Genomic DNA, 18,184 nt, shown 5'->3' with positions numbered 1-18,184 from the left:
CACGATCACAGCACGGTCTCGATGATTTCGAGCCATGTCGTGCGATCTCCCCCGGACCCCTCCCCCGGCTGCCGCCGGGAGGTGTTTCCGGAGGGTCACACACCACCGTTCACCTTGTTACTCACCAGGAAGAGCCAACTCGAACCACACAGTCTTGCCCGACTTCCCGTGCCGGGTCCCCCAGCGCTGTGATGAGACGGCGACGAGGTGCAGGCCACGGCCCCCCTCGTCGTCGTGGTCCGCGACCCGCTCGCGGGGCGGATCCGGAAGCGGATCGGAAACCTCCACGAGCAGCGCGGGGCCGCCCGCAGGGCTGTCGACGGCTGGATTGCGCCGTTCCAGGCGGACCCCGATGGGACCGGAGGCGTACCGCAGGGAGTTGGTGACGAGCTCGCTGACCAGCAGGACGGTCACATCTCCGACGGCTTCCAGGCCCCAGGCGTGCAGGGTTCCGCGCACGGCGTGGCGGGCGGTGCGGACGGCACCGGGCTCGGCGGGGAAGGCCCACTCGGCACACTCACCGTCTGTGTCGATCACGCCGATCACTTCCCGGGCCAGCAGCGACCCCAATCCGGTTCGTCGAGGACGAAAGGGGGACGAGATAGGGATTAATAGCGACATACCCGATATTCGGGGCGTCGTACCACTCGATCCCCCGCCCACCGGCGCACTGTGGCGCAGACGGCCTATACCGCGAGCGTCACGCGCCCCGCCCCCGCGTCTACCGGCTACCGGCTACCGGCTACCGGCTACCGGCTACCGGCTACCGGCTACCGGCTACCGGCTCCACCGTTGCCGCTGCTCGTCGTGCTGCCGTCCCGGCGCAGCCGGCGGCCGGCCTCGGCGACGGCGGGCCGGTCCTGGTCGAGCCAGTCCACCGATTCCAGCTCCTCCGGCCCGAGCCAGCGCAGCTCGTCGTGGTCCTCCAGCGGCGCGGGCACTCCCGAGAGCAGCCGGGCTGTCCACACGTGCAGCACGAGACCGGGCCGCAGCGGCCATTCCCCCGGGATCCGCTCCAGCGGCTCGGTCTCGACTCCGAGCTCCTCGCGCAGTTCGCGCACCAGCGCCTCGGGGACGGACTCACCCGGTTCGGCCTTTCCGCCCGGCAGCTCCCAGCGTCCGGCGAGCTCCGGCGGTGCGCTGCGGCGGGCGGCCAGCAGGCGCCCCTCATGACAAAGGGCTCCGCCCACGACCACTCGTACCGTCATGGGCGGAGCCTATGCCAGCGCGCTCAGTTCATCGTGGCGGTCTGACCCATCCGCTCGACCCAGTAGAGCTGCTTGTGTCCTCGGTCGTCGAGACTGTCGGCGACCTTCTGGGCCTCGGCCCGGGTGGCGTACCGGCCCACCCGGTAGCGGTTGCCGTTGTCGTCCTCACGTATGACCAGCCACGGAAGCAGGGCACCGCTGTCGTTCATCGCGTTTCACCCTCCGCCGACGTATCTGCCCGGGAAACCGCATTGCGCATATGCCCGAGCTTACGCCCGACCTTTACGGAGCGGATACGGTTTTTCACGAAGAGGTACCTCACAGGCGTACGCATCCGGCCATGCGTACGAGTGGGCCGTGCGCGCCGGTTCGAGCGGGGCGCACCGAGGGCCCGGGCGGGGCCGTCGCGCCGCCGGACGCGGGGCGTCCGCGCAGGTGGCGCCGAGAAGGCGGCGGGGCGGGCGGGGCCGGCCGGGCCGCGACGAGCGGGGCGCGGGTCCCGGCATGCGGACCGAACGGTCCGGGGAAGCGGGGACCGGGGCGGCGGAACCGATCACCATCGCGCCGAAACCCGCCGGGTGGACGGCGGTGCGCCGGGCGCGCGTGAACCCCCGGCCGACGCCCGGGGGTTCACCTGCCGACTTGTCGGCCGGGCCGCGGGCCCGGCCGACAAGTCCTGAAGAGACGGCCTAGCGCACCGGAAGGTGATACGCCAGGCGGTAGCGGTCCGCCGGGACCACCACGTCGGCCGTCTCCACCGCCCGGCCGGACGCGTAGTAGGTGCGGCCGATCACCAGCACCACATGCCCGGGGACCCCGCCGAGGAGCATGATCTCCTCCGCCAGTCCGGGCCGCGCGCCGACCTCCTCCACCACGTTGTCCACGACGACGTCGATCGCGGCCATCCGGTCGACCACCCCGGAGCCGCCCAGTGGCCCCTCCTCCGGCAGCATCACGGGGGTCCGGCCGGTGACGGCGAGCGGCTCCCAGGAGGTCGAGAGCATCATGGCCTCCCCGGCGTCGCGGAAGACGTACCGCGTGCGCATGACCCGCTCGCCCGGCTCGATGCCGAGCCGCTTGGCGATCTCCGCCGGCGCGCCCGCCTGCTCGCTGCTCGACTCCCAGGTGCCGCGCGCGCCCGCGTCGGCCTGCTCCTGCCGGAACGGCGTCGAGGCGCCGCCCGTGCGGTACCCGGCGCGGGCGACCCGCCGCGGGACCGGCTGCTCCCGTACGTACGTACCGGATCCTGACCGGCCCTCGACCAGCCCCTCCGCCATGAGGACCTTGCGCGCCTCCAGGGCCACGGTGTCGGAGACCCCGTACTCCTCACGGATGCGGGCCTGAGAGGGGAGCCGGGCGTGCGGGGGCAGAGAACCGTCGACGATCTTCCGTCGTAGGTCCCCGGCCACGCGCAGATAGGCCGGCTGCTCACCGAAAGTCACTGGCCACTCCCATCAGGTTGACAGACAGCTACACCCTGGCAACCGACGGTTGAAGACCGCAAGCAAGGGCCAGAGTTTCACTCGAAGTGATGAAGCCAGGTCACTCAAACCCGTTACCGTGCGTTACGCGGGCGACGTCACGCCGCCCCGGACGAGGGGCCGTCGAGGGATCCGTCGTCCCGCTCCTCCAGGTCGCCCTGGCTGTCCTGCAACCACTGCGGGATCACCGTCGAAAGCCCGTACGCGCCGCGCAGTTCCTTCTCCGTCTCCACCGACATCGCGGCGAGCGCCCGGTCCCACTGCCGGTCGAACTCCTGCGCCGTCTTCGCCTGCGCGGCCCGCTGCCACTGGACGCGCGCCGCCTCGATCTCCTTGAGCTGCGCCTGAGCCGCCTTCTCCAGTCCCGCCCGCGTCACGTCCCCCTGCAGCAGCTTCGCCTCGGTGCCCAGCGCCGCGTTCACCGCCCGCGCCCACTCCTGGTACTGGGGCAGCGCGTCCTCCACGTCGTCCTCGGGGGGCCGGCTCATGACGAACTCGACCGCGTTGGCGGCCCTCAGGAAGGCCGACTGCTCGGGCTTCAGCATCCCGGCGTCGCGGCGCAGGCTGCCCCGCCACTCCTCGTCGGCCGTACCGATCACGCAGAGCAGCGCCCGGTCCCCCTGGCGCCAGGACTGGCGCGAGGGCGCGTAGTAGAACATCTCCGCGTACTCGGGCAGCGCCCACGTGTCCATCGCGTACTCGTCCTGGGCCTTCCAGCACGCGTCCTCGGAGTCCCGGTCGGACCCGCCCGACTCGGGTCCGTCCGCCGTCTCCAGGACCTTCGACGCGGTGACCTCACCGTGGTGCACCTGCGCGCAGTCGATCCGGTACGTCACGGGCCGCTCGTCGATCAGGTCCCCGCCGGGGACGTTGAAGCAGTCGCCCACCCTCAGGTCGCTCAGGTCCGTGAGGTCGCCCTCGACGTCGGCGTACTCGCTCAGTGGGTCGACCCGGTCGTCGACGGCCGCGAGCACCCGCTCCGCGGTGAGGGCCAGGACGCCGGTCATCAGCACCGAGACCACCAGGCCGGTGATCGCCATGACCTTGCCCCGGTCCCCCTTCTTCGCGATCTGCACCAGGGCCGCGATGCCGAAGGCTATGCCGAGCGGCGGGAAGCAGAGCAGGCCGGAGAGGAGCGAGGCGAGCGCGAAGCCGTTGAGCGCCGGCGGATGCTGTCCGTAGCCGGGCGGCGTGCCCCAGCCCTGCTGCGGGGGCGGCGGGGGCCAGGAGTGGCCCGGTCCGGGAGGAGGGGTCGGCGGGGTGCTCACGGGCGTGGACTCCATCGCAGGGGGCATCGCGGGGCGCGCCCCGCGGGGCGCGAACGAATGCGCGAAATAGTACGCAGCGGGGGTGACCGACTGGTCGGTCACCCCCGCTGTTGCCCAAGTCCGTCAGTGCGGAACCCGTCGGCTCAGAACTGGAGCGCCCAGGAGTCGATCTTCCCGGTGTCGCCCACCGAGTTGTCGTTCACGCGCAGCTTCCAGATGCCGTTGGCCGTCTCCGCGGAGGCGTTCACGGTGAAGGTCCTGATGATGTTGTCGTCGCCGCCGTTGGCACGGTTGTGCAGCGTGTAGACGCTGCCGTCGGGCGCGACCAGGTCCACCTTGAGGTCACCGATGTACGTGTGCTTGATGTCGATCGGGACCTGCAGCGCCGACGGGGCGTTGCCGACGACACCGCTGACGGTGATCGACGACTCGGCGGTCGCGTTGTCGCCCACCGCCTGGTCGGCGGTGTTCTCGAAGCGCTTGCCCGGCGGCACGGGGCCCTGGGTGACGACGTGGAGCAGGCGGTTGGGGGAACCCGTACCGCCGCCGCTCACCACGTTCGGGGTGGAAGAGCCCACCAGGGCCGTGGCCACCTGGGTCGGGGTGCTCGCCGGGTTCTGCGAGAGGTACACGGCGGCCGCGCCCGCGACGTGCGGCGTGGCCATCGAGGTGCCGTTGATCGTGTTGGTCGCGGTGTCGCCGGTGCCCCACGCGGAGGTGATGGCGGAGCCCGGCGCGAAGATGTCCAGGACGGAGCCGTAGTTGGAGTAGCCCGCCCGGGCGTCGGTGCTGGTCGTGGCGCCGACCGTGATGGCCTCGGTGACACGCGCCGGGGACTTCTTGGAGGCGTCGGTGGACTCGTTGCCCGCGGCCACGGCGTAGGTGATGCCGGAGGCGATGGAGTTGCGCACCGCCGCGTCGAGCGCGGAGTCCGCGCCGCCGCCGAGCGACATGTTGGCCACGGCCGGCTTGACGGCGTTGCGCGTCACCCAGTCGATGCCCGCGACGACCTGGGCCGTGGTGCCGTGGCCGCTGTTGTCGAGGACGCGGACACCGACGATCTTCGCCTTCTTGGCCACGCCGTACGAGCCGCCCGCGACCGTACCGGCCACGTGCGTGCCGTGGCCGTGGCCGTCCTGGGCGGTGTAGTCGTTGTCGATGGCGTCGTAGCCGTTGGAGGCACGGCCGCCGAAGTCCTGGTGGGTGATGCGGACACCGGTGTCGATGATGTAGGCGGTGACGCCCTCACCGGCCTTGTCCGGGTAGGTGTAGCTCTGGTTCAGCGGCAGCGCGCCCTGGTCGACACGGTCCAGGCCCCAGGACGGCGGGTACGGCTGGGTGGTGCTGACGGTGAAGGTGCGGTTCTGCACGACCGACTTGACCGCCGGGTCCGCGGCGAGCTTCTTGGCCTGCGCCTCGGAGACCTTGACCGCGTAGCCGTTGAGGGCTGCGCTGTAGGTCTTGTCTATCTTCGCGCCGTAGCGCTTCGCGACGGCCTTTCCGCTCGGGGCGGTGGAGCGGGCCGCGGAGTCCTTCAGGGTCACGATGTAGCTGCCGGGTATGGACCCCGGGGCTCCGGCGTTCTGGATGACGCCCGGTGCACCGACGCCGACCGCCGACGCGGGAAGCGCGGAAGCCGATCCGAGCGCGAGGGCCACGACCGCGGTCGCGCTGATGCCGGCGAATCTCCGGCGTGTGTGACGCATCACGGGCATGTGACGGTCCTCCTCCTAAGTGGTGCAATGCGAGGGGTGCGGCGGCGCCGCGAAAGCGTGGCCATGACAACCCGGACGGCCCAACGGGCTGCCGACTCCGAACGGTTGACCCACGCCCGGAGCGTCCAGAAGGGAAGAACGGACGCGTAACATCCGTGCCATACACCGGCCATGATCGAGCGAAGGTGCTCCACACATGACGCACGCACCCCCCGGTTACGTCTGCTCAGAGGACGGTACACGCGCGGACGTCCGGACTGCTCCCTGGGGGTGCCCCGTCTGCGGCGGGCCCTGGGACCTCGATTTCACGCCGGACCCGGCCGCGGTGCTGGACCCCGCCGGGGGACCGAATTCGCTGTGGCGGTACGGGTCCGTGCTGCCCCTGTCGGGGGCGTTCGGCGTCTCGCTGGCGGAGGGACACACTCCGCTGGTCCCGCTGGCGGAGCGGATTCACGCCAAGCTCGACTTCCTGATGCCCACCCTGTCCTTCAAGGACCGCGGTGCCGTGATGCTCGTGGAACTCGCCCGGCGACTCGCCCCGGCGCGGGTCGTCGCGGACAGCAGCGGCAACGCCGGGACGTCGGTGGCCGCGTACTGCGCACGGGCCGGGCTGGAGTGCGAAGTCTTCGTGCCCGAGGGCACGTCGGAGAAGAAAACGGCACAGATGCGGGCACACGGGGCGGCGGTCCGCGTGGTCCTTGGCGGTCGCGAGGCCGCGGCGCAGGCCGCCCGTACGACGGCGGACGCGCCCGGGGTCTTCTATGCGAGCCACGTGTTCAACCCGTACTTCCTGCACGGGACCAAGACGTACGTGTACGAGGTGTGGGAGGAGCTGGGCGGCCGGCTCCCGGAGGCGCTGGTGGTCCCCGTCGGCAACGGCACCCTGCTGCTCGGGGCGGCGCTGGCCGTGGAGGAGCTGGCCCGGCGCGGGGTCAGGCCGCCGGCCCTGATCGCGGTCCAGGCGGAGGCCGTGGCCCCGCTGGCCCAGGCGTTCGCGGCGGGCGCGGAGGACGCCGATCCGGTGGAGCAACGGCCGACCCTGGCCGAGGGCATCGCCATCCCGGCACCGCCCCGCGCCCGCCAGATCCTGGCCGCGGTCCGCAAGTCCGGCGGCACCTTCCTGACCGTCCCCGACTCCCTGCTGCGCGAGGCCCAGCGGGACCTGGCCGGCCGCGGCCTCTTCGTCGAGCCGACGGCGGCCGCCTGCTGGGCCGCGGTGGGCCCCTCGGCCCCCGGCGACCCCCTCCAGGGCCGCACGGCAGTCCTCCCCCTCTGCGGCGCAGGCGCCAAAACCGGCCTGGCCCCCTGACCGACCCACAACCTCCGGCACCACCGCCCGCATCCCAGCCCGCCCGTACCCTCCCGGCCCCGCCGGTCCCCTCCCGGCCCCGCCGGTACCCTCCCCGGCCCCGCCGGTACCCTCCCCGGCCCCGCCGGTCCCCTCCCAGCCCCGCCGGCGTTTGAGGCGCGGGGTCCGGGGCAGCGCCCCGGCAACGGCGCCGCACCCGCCCCCGCGCCGACACGCCGCGCACCCGCACCACGCACCCGCACCCCGCACCCCGCACCTACATGTCGGAAATCCGCGAGCCCGGCCGGACCACGTCTGGTGAACTGGCCCCATGACCACCAACGTTGCTCTCGCCGCCAGGGCCACCGCGTTCGCGGCCCTGCACACCCCCACCGCCCCCCTCGCCCTCGCCAACGCGTGGGACGTCGCCGGCGCCCGCATCGTCGAGGCCACCGGCGCCCCCGCCGTGGCCACCACCAGCGCCGGCGTCGCCTGGTCCCTGGGGTCCCCCGACGGCGACGCGCTCGCCCGCGACCGCGCGCTCGACCTCGTCGCCCGCGTGGTCTCCGCCGTCTCCGTCCCCGTCACCGCCGACATCGAGGGCGGCTTCGGCGCCGACCCGGCCGCCGTGGGCGAGACCGTCACCGGGGTCATCGCCGCCGGGGCGGTCGGCATCAACATCGAGGACGGCCACCGCGACCCCGCCGAGCAGATCGAGCGCCTGGCCGCGGCCCGCGCCGCGGCCGACGCCGCCGGGGTCCCCCTCTACATCAACGCCCGCATCGACACCTACCTCCGCGGCTTCGGCGAGAGCGCCACCCGCCTGGACGACACCCTCGCCCGCGCCTCCGCCTACCTCCGTGCCGGAGCCACCGGCATCTTCGTGCCCGGCGTCCTCGACCCGGACACCGTCGCCGAGCTGGCCAAGGGCATCGACGCGCCCCTCAACATCCTGCTCGGCCCCGACGCCCCGACCGTCGCCGCCCTCGGCGCCCTCGGCGTGTCCCGGGTGAGCCTCGGCTCCTGGGTCGCCGAAGCCGCGTACGCCCTGGTCCGCCGCGCCGCCGAGGAGCTGATCTCCGAGGGGACGTACGGGGCGCTCGCGGACTCCCTCCCGTACGGCGAACTGAACAGCCTGCTCAAGGGCTGAGATACCCGCAGGCCCCGCGGGGCCCGGCGACCCTAGGATCCGGACATGAGCACCCCGACTCCCGTGGACGGCAAGGCCGCCGCGGCCGCCGCCACCGCGCGCGGCAGGACATCCGGCGCGGTCTGGGCCGCCCTCTGCGTCGTCTACGTGGTCTGGGGCTCGACCTACCTCGGCATCCGCGTCGTCGTCGAGACCATGCCGCCCCTGCTCTCCGCCGGAGCCCGCTTCATCACCGCCGGCCTGCTGCTGGCCGCCGTCGTCGCCTGGCGGTACGGTCCGTCCGCGCTGCGCGCCACCCGCGCGCAGCTCGGCTCGGCGGCCCTGGTCGGTCTGATGCTGGTCCTCGGCGGGAACGGCCTGGTCGCCCTCGCCGAGACCTCGGTACCGTCCGGCCTCGCCGCACTCCTGGTGGCGGCGGTGCCGATGTGGGTGGTGGTGCTCCGGGCCGGCACCGGGGACCGGCCCCCGCGGCGCACCCTGGGCGGAGTGCTGGTGGGCCTCGCCGGGCTCGCGGTGCTGACCGGCCCCGGGCTCAGCGGGGCGGTGCGGCTGTCGGGAGTGCTGCTGGTGCTGGCGGCTTCCGTCCTGTGGTCGCTGGGCTCGTTCTCGGCGGCGAGGCTGGAGCTGCCGGCCAATCCGTTCACGGGCAGCGCCTACCAGATGCTCGCGGGCGGAATCGCCGACATGGCCGTCGGACTGCTGCGCGGCGAGCATCGCGGCCTGGACCCGGCGGCGTTCTCCACCGCCTCCTGGCTGGCCCTGGGCTACCTGGCCCTGATCGGCTCGCTGGTCGGGTTCACGGCGTACGTGTGGCTGCTCCGGGCCGCACCGCTGTCGCTGGTGTCCACGTACGCGTACGTCAATCCGGTCGTCGCCGTCGCGCTCGGTGCGCTGATCCTCGACGAGGCCCTGACCTGGCCCATCCTGGTCGGTGGCGGAATCGTCGTGGCGGCGGTGGGCGTGATCGTCAGTACGGAGCGCGGAAAGAAGTAGGGCGCGCTCAGCCGCCCGCGGCCCGCTCGTACAGGGCCTTCGCGTGCTCGTCGAACAGCGCGGCCGTGGAGTCCACGTCCGTGTCCCCGCCGCTCAGCACCCCGATGAGCCGCCCGGCCCGGTCCGGCCCGCCCCGGTCGGCGATCCAGGGACTGCCGCTGGTCCCCGTCCAGAACCCGGCGCAGCTCATGTAGAGCATGTCGGGGTCGTCCTCGTCGTGGCGGGTCTGTGTCGTGCAGGAGACGGGCTTGTTCTGCGGATTGTGCTCGGACTCCGGGTAGCCGACGACGGTCACGTCCCGCTCGTACCCGGAGGTCCATTCGGGCTTCGGGGCCTCGGCGCCGCCGGCCGCCTCCTGGACGCTGCGCCCGTCCTCGTCCGGCTCGATGGTGAGGAAGGCGAAGTCGGCGGTGTCCTCGCCCCATTTCGTCCAGCGGTCGTCGACGTGGATCGAGCGGACCTTCCACACCCCCAGCGGCTGGGTGCCGGCGCCCTCGCCGGAGAAGGCCGGGGCGAAGGAGAGCTCGCCGATGGCCAGCCCGTCGTGGGCCACCTCGCCCGGCCGGCCGTCCTCGCCCGCGGGGGCCACGCAGTGCGCGGCGGTGGCGACGACGTTGCCCTCGGGGCTGTCGACGACGCTCGCCGTGCACCAGTGCTCGCCGCCCGCCATGAGTACTCCGACGGTGGGGAAGGGGAGCACCGGCCGCTCGCCGGGCGCCTCGATGAACGCGACGGCGCACACCACCGCGATCCCGACGGCGGCGGCCGATGCCCCCTTCACCACCGTGCTCATCGCACGGCGGGATCGGGTGTCGGTCCCTTCATCACCTTGCTGATCCACTCCAGGGAGCCCTCCCTCATACCGCGCACGTACGACTTTCCGTTGTGCTCACCATCCTGGATCACCTGGAGCGAGGTGTGCACGGGGCCCTTCCCGAAGTCGTTCATGAACTTCTCGGCCTTGTCGCGGCCGCTCTCCGCCGTACCGATCTGGAAGTTGATGTAGACGTCCGGACCGCCCGCCGCGATCAGCTTCGCGGCGAGCTTCTCCGGATTGTCCGCGTCCATGGCCTGCGTGTTCCCCTGCCACAGCGGGGAGTCGGGGACGATGTCGACCCCGCTCGCGATGGCGGCCTTGAACCGGTCGGGGTGCTTCAGGACGTGCTTGAAGGCGCCGAATCCGCCCGCCGAGGAGCCCATGAAGGCCCATCCGTCGCGGGAGGTGAAGGTCCGGAAATTGGCCTTCGTGAAATCCGGGATGTCTTCGACCATCCAGGTGCCCATCCTGGGCTGGCCGGGGATGTCCGAGGCGTCGAAGTGGTGCTTGGTGTCGGCGTTGTGCACCGGCATGATCAGGATGAAGGGCAGGCTCGTACCGGCCTTGACCCCGTCGCTCACGGCCTGCTGGAGGCCGAGGCCGGGACCCGTACCCCAGTAGTTGGTGGGGTAGCCGCGGCCGCCGGGCAGGGAGATCAGCACCGGGAAGCCGCTCTTGGCGTACCTCGGGTCGTCGTACTCCTTGGGTACCCACACCCACACGTCGCCCGTGAAGCCGGACTTCTTGCCGGTGAGGGTGGCCCGGCCGATCTGGGTGCCATCCGGCATCCGGAAGGTACGGACGAACGAGGCCTTCGGCCCGGTCGGCATCTGCACCTCGGGCGGCACGTCGGCGGCGGCGACGGCCTTCTCCTGGACCTTCCCGAAGGAGACCGGATCCCCTATGTCCGAGAAGAGGCCGTATTTGTACGCTGCCGCTCCGCCCCCGGCGAGGGTGAGCGCGAGGCAGCCACTGATGAGAGTCATGCGCAGGCGGTGGGGGCGACGGCCGCCCTCGGTCATGGGGCTGCCGTCGCCTTGCTGGTCATGCTGCACGGTTTTTGTCCCGTTCCTTCTCCGGCGCTCACCCAGGAGCGCGGGTCGGACCGATCGGTCCCCCTTACACCCTTTACAGAGGTATGAACGACGGGATGGGTTGCCTGGGACGGGCGTGACGTGGCGAGCACCACGCGGCCGGCCGAAACCGGCCGGCCGCTCCGGTCAGCCGGCTTCGGGCTTGGGCCCCTTGAGGACCTTGCTGACCCACTCCAGGGAGCCTTCCTTCATGCCCCGGACGTAGTGCCAGCCGTTGTGCTCACCGTTCTGGATGTCGCGGATGGTCGTCTTGACGGGTCCCTTGCCGTACTGCTGCTGGAACTTCGTCATCCGCTCCTTCCCGCTCTCCTTGGTGCCGACCTGGAAGTTGATGTAGACCTCGGGCCCCTTGGTGTCGATCAGCTTCTGGGCGAGCTTCTCCGGGTTGTTCGCGTCCATCTCCGCCTGGTGGCCCTTCCACAGCGGGGAGTCGGGGACGATCTCGCCGCCGCTGGCGATCACGGCCTTGAACCGGTCCGGGTGCTGCAGGACGGTCTTCATGCCGACGAAGGCGCCGGAGGAGGAGCCCATGAAGGCCCAGCCGTCACGGGACTTGTACGTACGGAAGTTGGCCTTGGCGAAGTCCGGAATGTCCTCGGCGATCCACGTGCCCATCTTGGCCTGGCCGGGGATGTCGGAGCCGTCGTAGTAGTACTTGGCGTCCGGATTGAGCTGCGGCATGATCACGACGAACGGCAGGCTGGTGCCGGCCTTGGCGCCGTCGGTGATGGCCTTCTGGAGGCCGAGGCTGCGGTCGGCCCAGTAGTTGTCGGGGAAGCCATTGCCGCCGGGGAGCGAGATGAGGACCGGGAAGGCGCTCTTGGCGTACTTCGGGTCGTCGTACTCCTTGGGCGCCCACACCCAGACGTTGCCCTCGAAGCCGGACTTCGCGCCCGTGAGGCGGGTCTTGGCGATGATCGTGCCGTCTTCGAGCTTGGCGGTCTGCTTGAAGTCGGACTTCGGGCCGGTCGGCATGAGCACGTCCGGGTCGCCGCTGGGCTTGGCGGCGGTCGCGGGTGCGCTCGGGTCCGCCTTGTCCGCGGCCGGGGGCGGGGCGTTCTTCCCGAAGCTCACGGCCTCGCCGTTGCCGGAGAACCATTCGAGCTTCCAGGCGGCGAACCCGCCGCCGCCGAGCAGGAGCGCGAGGGCCACCGTCGCGCTGATCCATATTCGGCGCCGCGAGCGCCGCGGCGGCTGCGGCTCGCGCCCCGGCTCCGGACCGGACTCCGACTGCTGGTACTGGTACTGGTGCGGCGGCTGCTGCTGCGGCGGGCCCGGATATCCGGGGAAGTCCTCAGGGTGGCCCTGGGGTTGGCCCTGGGGTTGGCCTCGGTAGGGGCCCTGATAACGGCCCTGGCCGTGCTCCTGCCCGGGGGGCGGGTACTCCGGGTACGACGGCTGGTCATCGGGCCGCGGGCGCTGCGGGTACTGGTGCACGGACTTCGCTCCGAACGGTCATGACTGCCCCCCAAGGGCAGAACGGCTGGGCATCCCCTAGTTCTGATGTGCGAAACCCCCGCACAGTTCCAAAACAGAGCAAAATCATGCCAGGGAACCCGGCGGGCCCGCCGGTCTCAGCGCTGGGCGTCGAGCACCTCCGCACACCGCCCGAGCAGTTCGATGAGCAACTCCCGCTCCTCGCCGGTGAACGCGGCGGCGAGCGCCCGCTCCACCCGCACCGCGCCCGAGTCCGCCAGCTCCATCACCGTACGGCCCTCGTCCGTGAGCCGGGTCTCCAGGACGTTGCGGTGCCATTCGTGCGGGGTCCGCTCGATGAGCCCGCGCTCCTGGAGGTTCTTCAGCACGGTGTTCATGGTCGGCGGCGTCACCCCGCACAGGCGCGCGAGCGCGGCGGCCGAGATGCCGGGCTTCTCGGCGAGCCAGAGCAGCGCGGCGTACTGCGGAACCGTTACTGCGGCCGGCTTGCACGCCGCGTTCTTCGCCGCGAGAAGTGCCTGCTCAGCACGCTTGAGGTGAGAGCCGATGCGCTCCTCGGGGGCCATGGAGGTCATGCCCGCATCCTACGGCCACCCTTGCATGCATTAGAGCTCTAACATACATTCGCCTTCACCTACTCAGTAGAGGACACCGATGAAGACGAAGTCGTTCCTGCCTGCCGTCCTGACCCTGGCCGCGGCCCTCACCCTCGGAGCGGCCCCGGCACAGGCGCAGGATCCGCACCCGGCGGGCGGTGGCCCCCGGATATCCACGGCCTTCTCGATACCCGGCGCGAAGGTCTACCCGGAGGGCATCGCCACCGATCCCCGCACGCACACGGTCTACGTCGGCTCGTACGCGGACGGCACCGTCTACCGAGCCCGTCCCGGCCGCCCCGAGGCGGAGGTGTTCCTGCCCTCCGGGACCGACGGCCGCCACACGGCGAACGGCCTGCGGGTCGATGCCCGCGGCCGCCTGTGGGTTACCGACTCCACCGCCGGTGTGGCGGTCTACGACACCGCCGGCGGGTCCCGCCTGGCCCACTTCGAGGTGGCGCAGGGCCCCGGAGCTCCGGCCCACTTCATCAACGACCTGACGATCGCCCCGGACGGGACCGCGTACCTCACGGACAGCGTCCGCGGCGTGATCTACCGCGTGACCCCGCAGCAGCTGGCCACCGGCAGCGGCGTCCTGACCGAGGCCTACGACCTCTCCCCGGCCCTGCGTCCCCGGCCGGCGGGCGGCTTCAGCCTGAACGGCATCGTCTCCGACCCGGCGGGCCGCTATCTCCTCACCGTGGACATGCCGATGGGCGACCTCTACCGCGTCGACCTGCGCACCGGCGCGGTCCGCCGCGTCGCCCTCACCGGCGGCGACCTGAAGGCCGCCGACGGCCTCGACCTGTCCCCCGACGGCACCCTGCGCGTGGCGCACAACACCACCAACACGCTGACGCGCTGGCAGCTCGGCGCGAACGGCACCCGCGCGCGGCTGACCCGTACGATCACGGACCCGTCCCTGCAGATCCCCACCACCCTGGCGCACACCCCCGGCCGCACACTGGTGGTCCGCTCCCAGTTCGACAAGGGCGGCCCCATGTCCCCCGACTCGGGCACCCCCACCACCTTCACGGTCGCCGCGGTCCGCGGCCTGTGACCCGACGGGCCCGGGTGTCGGTGACCGCGTAGGGCACCATCGGCAGCAGCAGGATCGGCGCGGCCCACAGCGGGAGGGTGAACACCACCGCGTCGCCGCCCAGCCACCGGACGAGGAACAACACGGGCAGGCCGACGACGAGGGAGAGCAGCCACCGCTGGTACAGGCGCAGGCTGCCCCGCCGCAGCTCGAAGGCGACGGTCGCCGCGCCGAGGGTCACCCAGAAGGCGATGCGGTCGGGGGTCACGTCCACGCGGGTGGTCCACCGCACCAGGTAGGCGAAGAGCAACAGCCAGCCGAGCACGTAACAGGCCATGGCCAGCGTGCGCAGCGCCCGCCGGGCGAACGGGGCGCGCTCGCGCGCCCAGGCCGCGGCGAAGGCCCGGACGTCCGGGCCGACGACGTCGTGCCCGGTGCGCCCGGCGGCCTGCGCGTCCTCCAGGTGCGCGGAGAGCTCGTCGAGCATCTCCCGCATCGCCGCGTCGCCGACCCCGCGATACTCCCAGTTGCTGCGGCAGGCGGCGAGTATCTGCTCGTTGGTCATGGTGTGCGTTCCCCCGTGGAGTGCGTACCGGCGTCCAGGATCCGACCCACCGGCCCGACGAAGGCCCGCCAGTCGGCCCGGCCCCCGTCCAGCTCGGCGTGGCCCGCCTCGGTCAGGCGGTAGTACTTGCGCGGGGCGCCACCGCTGGGCGACGGGGCACGGTACGAGGAGATGAGCCCCGCCCGCTCCATCCGTGCGAGCAGCGGATAGATGCTGCCGTCACTGACGAGGTCGAGCCCGCCGTCGGCGAGCGCCTGCGCGAACTCGAACCCGTAGCGGGGCCGTTCGGCGATGAGGGACAGCAGACAGAGGTCGAGCACTCCGCGCAGGAGCTGACTGCGCCGCTGGTCACCGGTCGCGGTCGGCTCCTTTGTCATGTGGTACAAGATAGTTGCCGACTACCTTGCACCGCAAGGTAATTGGACGACTCACGACGGCACGGCGTCGTCCTGCCGGTCGACCGTTCCCGGGCGCGCCTGCTCCTCCTCGACGATCCGGCGGGCCCGTGCCACCGCCTGGTTCTCGATGGTCGGCTTGACCCGGGGCTCACAGATGATCACGACCGATGCGGCCTGCATGTTGAGCCCCACTCCGGCCGCCTCGATCTGTGCCACCAGCACCGCATGGCCCGGCGCGGCCGCGAACTCGTCCACCGTCTGCTGACGGCGGGCGGGCGGAACGCTCCCCGAGATCGGACCGAACACCTGGCCGCCACCCGCTCACGCCGCCCCGAAGCAGCTGAAAAGTCAGCACCGAGTTTCAGCACGGGAGGGCATCCCGGCACACACCGAGCACTCAGCGATCAGTAGTGATACCGGGCAGCGAGGATGACGATCCCCTTGTCCGTCACCAGATAGACGAGGCGATGCTCGTCGTCGATCCGCCGCGACCACACCCCGGGCAGGTGGTACTTCAAAGGTTCGGGCTTGCCGATCCCTGAGAACGGGTCACGCCTGACGTCCTCGATGAGCTTGTTGATCCGGGCGAGCATCTTGCGGTCGCTCTTGAGCCAGGACGTGTAGTCCTCCCAGCCCTGATCCTCGAAGACAAGCCTCACGCGGCACCCGTACCAGCGCCCGCCGACTCCGGATCGATCAGCTCGCGCTCCGACACGTTGATGTTGGCCAGGGCGTTCTCGTAGGCCTTGAGCAGCCGACGAGCGTTCGCCGGGGATCGCAGCAGGTACGAGCCCTCGCGCAGCGCAGCGTAATCCTCGGCCGAGACGAGCACGGCATTGCCGTGCTTGGAGACGATCTCAATGGCCTCGTGGTTCTCGTTGACCTTCTTGATCAGCGGAAAGAGTTCCCTGCGGGCTTCGCTCGCGGTTATGGACATGTCCCGACCTCTTCCATCAAGTGGTACCTAATAACGTACCACTCCCGGCGTCTTTCAGGAGGGGGAGCGGCTGATGGATGGTCAGGTGTCCCAGCGCCGTCCCAGCACGAGAAAGAGCCGAGGGCCCGCCTGAGCTGCACGTTTGCCCGGTGGGCTGCGTGGTGCTGATTCACATGCTCAGACGTTGAAGCGGAACGTTCAGTGCAGGGCTCTCACCTGCGAAAACATGCTTCTGAGCAGGCCAAGTCAGCACGGAATCAGCACGGGATTACGTCACCCATCACGTGAGAGCACCGCCATCACCCAGCGGCTCCATGGAGATGCGGCTGGTTGCAGCGCCGAAAGTTGCCGAAAATCATCCGGCCGAGATCGTTGGCCCTCCAGCCTGAGCTGCGGGCCGCTACCGTGAAGCCATGACCGCACTGCCCGACTGGATGCGCCCGCCGCGCGCCGAAGGCTGGTTCGCGGAGGACCTCGACCGCCTCCCCGAGGCACCCCGCCACACCGAGCTGATCGATGGAGCCCTCGTCTTCGTGATGTCGCCCCAGCGGTCCTGGCACGGCCGCCTCGTCACCGCCCTGACCACCACGCTCATGGCGCAGGCGCCGGCCGGCTTCGAGGTCGAGCGCGAAATGACGATCCGCCTGGATGCCCGCAACCGCCCCGAGCCGGACCTCCTACTGACAGACCTGCCGTACGACCCCGACCGCACCTGGTACGCCCCGGAAGACGTGAAGCTCGTCGTGGAAGCGGTGTCACCCGAGTCCGCCCATCGCGATCGCACAGTAAAGCTCCGCAAGTACGCGGAGGCCGGCATCCCGCACTACTGGTGCATCGAGGACGAGGACGGCGCACCCGTCGTCCACGTCTATGAGCTCGACGTACCCACCGGCGCATACGCCCCCGCCGGCATCTTCCGCGGCACCCTCCAGCGCCCCGTGCCCTTCGAAGTCAGCCTGGACCTCGACAAGCTCACGCCGCCCCGAAGCAGCTGAAAAGTCAGCACCAAGTCAGCACGGGAATGCAGAAGGGCGGACTGCCTGCGGACTGGCTACGAGGTCTCGACGGAGTCGAGGTGCCTGCGCAGCTCGGCCGCGATGTCTTCGTCCCCACCCTCGGCCGGCAGCGGCCACGGGTCCTGCTCGCCGTTCGCCACGGCGAGGCCGCTCGCGAACCAGACGAGGTGCGGTGCAGGCACGAAGGAGTCCCTGAGCCACCGCGCAACGTGGGCTCGGGAATGTCTTCCTCAGAGCCCTCTCCAGGGACTCGACCGTAGCGCGCCAGGCTCGGCACCGTGAAGCGTCACGGTCTCCTCGCCCCGCTGGACCGCGCACCGGCGCCCTTCAGGCGAGCCGAACGGCTGATGGGTGATCAGATGCCCAGCACCATCCCAGCACGGGAAACAGCAGGGGCCAACGGCTCACCTCTTCACCTGAATGCCCCTGCCGCGTTGCCCCCCATCCGCCCCGGTCATCGCATGGAGTGGGAAAACGAGCCCGCGCGGGGTCACCGGAAGGCAGGAAAGGGCGCTATGTACGTTCGCAGCATCTATGCAACGGGTGATCCGGCCGAGCTCGACGGGGTCGCCGAGGCGCTACGGACCGACGGGCGGGCGCTGCTGTCGGCGCAACGGGGCTTTCGCGGGATGGGGCTGTTCGCCGACCGCGAGCTCGGCAAGCTCCTGGTGGGATCGTGGTGGGAGGACGAGGCCTCCCGGCAGGCCAGCTACGAGAACCTGAGCAAGCGGCGGGCCGAGATGATGGCGCCGTTCGCGCAGACCGTGACGGTCGACAACTGGGAAGCGGCGGTCGCCCGGCGCGCAGAGGAACTCGGGCCGGACGCGGGGTTCCGGCTGGTCCACATGGACGTCGAGCCGGCCGACATCGACCTGCTGGTGGACACGTTCCGCGACACCTCACTGCCCAAGGTCCAGAAGGTCCCCGGACTGGCCGGCATCTCCCTGCTCATCGATCGCGACGGGGGCAGAGCCGCTGCCGGCGCGCTCTACGCCGACCGCGACGCACTCGTGGCATCCCGTGGCGCCGTCGCGGCGGTCCGCGGAGAGGCCGCGGCGAAGGCTCGCGCAACCACCCGCAGCCTCGAGGAATTCGAGGTGGTCCTCGCCACGGCGGTACCCCACGCCTGACCCTGTCTCCGCTTCCGCGATCGCGAGTCAGCACAAGTCAGCATGAGCATGT

At 71.1% G+C, this 18,184-nt stretch carries 21 protein-coding genes and 1 pseudogene; 6 read left to right on the top strand and 16 right to left on the bottom strand.

The features are described from left to right. Nucleotides 1–117: 117 nt before the first annotated feature. The 6 genes from IE257_RS25000 to IE257_RS24975 all read right to left on the bottom strand — a co-directional run bounded on the left by IE257_RS25000 (nucleotide 118) and on the right by IE257_RS24975 (nucleotide 5,672). A complete protein-coding gene (locus IE257_RS25000) occupies nucleotides 118–546 on the bottom strand; it encodes an ATP-binding protein (protein WP_189972359.1) in 429 nt (142 codons plus the stop codon). 224 nt (nucleotides 547–770) lie between these two features. Beyond that, the gene (locus tag IE257_RS24995) at nucleotides 771–1,208 is read right to left on the bottom strand and encodes a (deoxy)nucleoside triphosphate pyrophosphohydrolase (protein WP_189972181.1); all 438 of its coding nucleotides are present in this window, start codon (nucleotides 1,206–1,208) and stop codon (nucleotides 771–773) included. A gap of 23 nt (nucleotides 1,209–1,231) precedes the next feature. Beyond that, a complete protein-coding gene (locus IE257_RS24990) occupies nucleotides 1,232–1,417 on the bottom strand; it encodes an SPOR domain-containing protein (protein WP_052873913.1) in 186 nt (61 codons plus the stop codon). 480 nt (nucleotides 1,418–1,897) lie between these two features. Beyond that, complete coding sequence (locus tag IE257_RS24985) at nucleotides 1,898–2,650, bottom strand: GntR family transcriptional regulator (RefSeq protein ID WP_189972180.1); 753 nt, start codon at nucleotides 2,648–2,650, stop codon at nucleotides 1,898–1,900. Nucleotides 2,651–2,787: 137 nt separating this feature from the next. Next, nucleotides 2,788–3,957: a DUF4190 domain-containing protein gene (locus IE257_RS24980; protein WP_189972179.1), complete on the bottom strand. Its 1,170-nt coding sequence runs from the start codon at nucleotides 3,955–3,957 to the stop codon at nucleotides 2,788–2,790. 143 nt (nucleotides 3,958–4,100) lie between these two features. Further along, nucleotides 4,101–5,672 carry a S8 family peptidase gene (locus IE257_RS24975; RefSeq protein ID WP_189972178.1) on the bottom strand — a complete coding sequence of 524 codons (1,572 nt, stop codon included), beginning with the start codon at nucleotides 5,670–5,672 and terminating at the stop codon, nucleotides 4,101–4,103. A 196-nt stretch (nucleotides 5,673–5,868) separates the two neighbouring features. Between IE257_RS24975 and IE257_RS24970 the strand changes: the two genes are divergently transcribed. The 3 genes from IE257_RS24970 (at nucleotide 5,869) to IE257_RS24960 (ending at nucleotide 9,103) form a co-directional block, all read left to right on the top strand. Beyond that, complete coding sequence (locus IE257_RS24970; protein WP_189972177.1) at nucleotides 5,869–6,981, top strand: threonine synthase; 1,113 nt, start codon at nucleotides 5,869–5,871, stop codon at nucleotides 6,979–6,981. Between the two features lie 310 nt (nucleotides 6,982–7,291). Then, nucleotides 7,292–8,110, top strand: a complete 819-nt coding sequence (locus IE257_RS24965; protein WP_189972176.1) for an isocitrate lyase/PEP mutase family protein — start codon at nucleotides 7,292–7,294, stop codon at nucleotides 8,108–8,110. 45 nt (nucleotides 8,111–8,155) lie between these two features. Continuing rightward, complete coding sequence (locus tag IE257_RS24960; RefSeq protein WP_189972175.1) at nucleotides 8,156–9,103, top strand: EamA family transporter; 948 nt, start codon at nucleotides 8,156–8,158, stop codon at nucleotides 9,101–9,103. 7 nt (nucleotides 9,104–9,110) lie between these two features. Here the strand turns inward: IE257_RS24960 and IE257_RS24955 are convergent, their stop codons facing one another. The 4 genes from IE257_RS24955 to IE257_RS24940 form a co-directional block, all read right to left on the bottom strand. After that, a complete protein-coding gene (locus tag IE257_RS24955; protein ID WP_189972174.1) occupies nucleotides 9,111–9,896 on the bottom strand; it encodes a trypsin-like serine peptidase in 786 nt (261 codons plus the stop codon). After that, a complete protein-coding gene (locus IE257_RS24950) occupies nucleotides 9,893–10,906 on the bottom strand; it encodes an alpha/beta hydrolase (RefSeq protein ID WP_229920644.1) in 1,014 nt (337 codons plus the stop codon). Before IE257_RS24950 ends, IE257_RS24955 begins: the two co-directional genes overlap by 4 nt. A gap of 234 nt (nucleotides 10,907–11,140) precedes the next feature. Next, complete coding sequence (locus tag IE257_RS24945) at nucleotides 11,141–12,451, bottom strand: alpha/beta hydrolase (protein WP_308279489.1); 1,311 nt, start codon at nucleotides 12,449–12,451, stop codon at nucleotides 11,141–11,143. Nucleotides 12,452–12,588: 137 nt separating this feature from the next. Beyond that, complete coding sequence (locus IE257_RS24940) at nucleotides 12,589–13,026, bottom strand: MarR family winged helix-turn-helix transcriptional regulator (protein ID WP_030385831.1); 438 nt, start codon at nucleotides 13,024–13,026, stop codon at nucleotides 12,589–12,591. A 79-nt stretch (nucleotides 13,027–13,105) separates the two neighbouring features. On the opposite strand from IE257_RS24940, the gene IE257_RS24935 reads away from it, so the two are divergent. Beyond that, nucleotides 13,106–14,107 carry an SMP-30/gluconolactonase/LRE family protein gene (locus IE257_RS24935; protein ID WP_189972173.1) on the top strand — a complete coding sequence of 334 codons (1,002 nt, stop codon included), beginning with the start codon at nucleotides 13,106–13,108 and terminating at the stop codon, nucleotides 14,105–14,107. On the opposite strand, the gene IE257_RS24930 is transcribed toward IE257_RS24935, so the two are convergent. The 5 genes and pseudogenes from IE257_RS24930 to IE257_RS24910 all read right to left on the bottom strand — a co-directional run bounded on the left by IE257_RS24930 (nucleotide 14,079) and on the right by IE257_RS24910 (nucleotide 15,986). Beyond that, a complete protein-coding gene (locus IE257_RS24930; RefSeq protein ID WP_189972172.1) occupies nucleotides 14,079–14,651 on the bottom strand; it encodes a hypothetical protein in 573 nt (190 codons plus the stop codon). The genes IE257_RS24935 and IE257_RS24930 overlap by 29 nt on opposite strands. After that, nucleotides 14,648–15,028, bottom strand: a complete 381-nt coding sequence (locus IE257_RS24925) for a PadR family transcriptional regulator (RefSeq protein WP_189972171.1) — start codon at nucleotides 15,026–15,028, stop codon at nucleotides 14,648–14,650. The genes IE257_RS24930 and IE257_RS24925 overlap by 4 nt, the downstream gene beginning before the upstream one ends. Before the next feature lie 75 nt (nucleotides 15,029–15,103). Then, a pseudogene (locus IE257_RS24920) lies at nucleotides 15,104–15,367 on the bottom strand (C-terminal helicase domain-containing protein); the annotation flags it as partial. A gap of 86 nt (nucleotides 15,368–15,453) precedes the next feature. Beyond that, nucleotides 15,454–15,708 carry a Txe/YoeB family addiction module toxin gene (locus tag IE257_RS24915; protein WP_189972170.1) on the bottom strand — a complete coding sequence of 85 codons (255 nt, stop codon included), beginning with the start codon at nucleotides 15,706–15,708 and terminating at the stop codon, nucleotides 15,454–15,456. Beyond that, nucleotides 15,705–15,986 (bottom strand): type II toxin-antitoxin system Phd/YefM family antitoxin, encoded by a 282-nt coding sequence (locus tag IE257_RS24910; protein ID WP_189972169.1) that lies wholly within the window; start codon nucleotides 15,984–15,986, stop codon nucleotides 15,705–15,707. Before IE257_RS24910 ends, IE257_RS24915 begins: the two co-directional genes overlap by 4 nt. A gap of 413 nt (nucleotides 15,987–16,399) precedes the next feature. On the opposite strand from IE257_RS24910, the gene IE257_RS24905 reads away from it, so the two are divergent. Further along, entirely contained in the window at nucleotides 16,400–16,981 is a 582-nt protein-coding gene (locus tag IE257_RS24905; RefSeq protein ID WP_189972168.1) for a Uma2 family endonuclease, read from the top strand. A gap of 56 nt (nucleotides 16,982–17,037) precedes the next feature. Here IE257_RS24905 and IE257_RS24900 read toward each other — a convergent pair whose 3' ends face one another. After that, on the bottom strand, nucleotides 17,038–17,184 hold the full coding sequence (locus IE257_RS24900) for a hypothetical protein (RefSeq protein WP_189972167.1): 147 nt from the start codon (nucleotides 17,182–17,184) through the stop codon (nucleotides 17,038–17,040). Between the two features lie 333 nt (nucleotides 17,185–17,517). On the opposite strand from IE257_RS24900, the gene IE257_RS24895 reads away from it, so the two are divergent. Beyond that, nucleotides 17,518–18,132, top strand: coding sequence for an antibiotic biosynthesis monooxygenase (locus tag IE257_RS24895; RefSeq protein ID WP_189972166.1), 615 nt, complete (start codon nucleotides 17,518–17,520; stop codon nucleotides 18,130–18,132). The last annotated feature ends 52 nt before the right edge of the window (nucleotides 18,133–18,184 follow it).

The organism is Streptomyces avidinii (assembly GCF_014650695.1).
GTDB classification, from domain to species: Bacteria; Actinomycetota; Actinomycetes; order Streptomycetales; family Streptomycetaceae; genus Streptomyces; species Streptomyces avidinii.
This window is presented reverse-complemented; position numbering and strand designations above follow the sequence as displayed.

What these genes read in the sequence shown, in the direction of transcription:
- IE257_RS24970 (WP_189972177.1), top strand. Translation starts at nt 5,869, where the DNA reads ATGACGCACGCACCCCCCGGTTACGTCTGCTCAGAGGACGGTACACGC.
- IE257_RS24940 (WP_030385831.1), bottom strand. Translation starts at nt 13,026, where the DNA reads ATGACCTCCATGGCCCCCGAGGAGCGCATCGGCTCTCACCTCAAGCGT.
- IE257_RS24965 (WP_189972176.1), top strand. Translation starts at nt 7,292, where the DNA reads ATGACCACCAACGTTGCTCTCGCCGCCAGGGCCACCGCGTTCGCGGCC.
- IE257_RS24955 (WP_189972174.1), bottom strand. Translation starts at nt 9,896, where the DNA reads ATGAGCACGGTGGTGAAGGGGGCATCGGCCGCCGCCGTCGGGATCGCG.
- IE257_RS24990 (WP_052873913.1), bottom strand. Translation starts at nt 1,417, where the DNA reads ATGAACGACAGCGGTGCCCTGCTTCCGTGGCTGGTCATACGTGAGGAC.
- IE257_RS24895 (WP_189972166.1), top strand. Translation starts at nt 17,518, where the DNA reads ATGTACGTTCGCAGCATCTATGCAACGGGTGATCCGGCCGAGCTCGAC.
- IE257_RS24930 (WP_189972172.1), bottom strand. Translation starts at nt 14,651, where the DNA reads ATGACCAACGAGCAGATACTCGCCGCCTGCCGCAGCAACTGGGAGTAT.
- IE257_RS24995 (WP_189972181.1), bottom strand. Translation starts at nt 1,208, where the DNA reads ATGACGGTACGAGTGGTCGTGGGCGGAGCCCTTTGTCATGAGGGGCGC.
- IE257_RS24960 (WP_189972175.1), top strand. Translation starts at nt 8,156, where the DNA reads ATGAGCACCCCGACTCCCGTGGACGGCAAGGCCGCCGCGGCCGCCGCC.
- IE257_RS24935 (WP_189972173.1), top strand. Translation starts at nt 13,106, where the DNA reads ATGAAGACGAAGTCGTTCCTGCCTGCCGTCCTGACCCTGGCCGCGGCC.
- IE257_RS24950 (WP_229920644.1), bottom strand. Translation starts at nt 10,906, where the DNA reads ATGACTCTCATCAGTGGCTGCCTCGCGCTCACCCTCGCCGGGGGCGGA.
- IE257_RS24925 (WP_189972171.1), bottom strand. Translation starts at nt 15,028, where the DNA reads ATGACAAAGGAGCCGACCGCGACCGGTGACCAGCGGCGCAGTCAGCTC.
- IE257_RS24905 (WP_189972168.1), top strand. Translation starts at nt 16,400, where the DNA reads ATGACCGCACTGCCCGACTGGATGCGCCCGCCGCGCGCCGAAGGCTGG.
- IE257_RS24910 (WP_189972169.1), bottom strand. Translation starts at nt 15,986, where the DNA reads ATGTCCATAACCGCGAGCGAAGCCCGCAGGGAACTCTTTCCGCTGATC.
- IE257_RS24975 (WP_189972178.1), bottom strand. Translation starts at nt 5,672, where the DNA reads ATGCCCGTGATGCGTCACACACGCCGGAGATTCGCCGGCATCAGCGCG.